Source organism: Asprobacillus argus (assembly GCF_032248395.1).
Classification (GTDB): domain Bacteria; phylum Bacteroidota; class Bacteroidia; order Flavobacteriales; family Flavobacteriaceae; genus Polaribacter; species Polaribacter argus.
The window spans coordinates 1-255 of the sequence record NZ_JAVTTO010000019.1 but is presented as its reverse complement, the minus strand read 5'-3'; the positions used below and the strand labels follow the sequence as shown (position 1 = coordinate 255).

Sequence of the window (255 nt, the reverse complement as noted above, 5' to 3'; positions counted from 1 at the left end):
CAGATGGAGATGATACCAATGGATTGATCAATAACTTTATTACACTCTCTTCTAAGGATACAGAGATCTTAAACAATGTAGCCTTTGCCAATACAGCACTCTATACAGTATCCTATCATAGATCTGCTGCTGAGGCGACCAATGATGCAAATCCTATAGATAAGGTAAATCCATATACGAACGAAACTGCTGGTACGCAAACAATCTATGTAAGAGTAGAACATAATGACAATGCGGTGAACTGTGTGGCTTTTA

At 38.0% G+C, this 255-nt stretch carries 1 protein-coding gene; it reads left to right on the top strand.

The window, feature by feature from the left end; translation table 11 throughout:
• Positions 1–255, top strand: a 255-nt coding sequence (locus RQM59_RS14410) for a hypothetical protein (RefSeq protein ID WP_349242818.1), incomplete at both ends; no start/stop codon positions are given.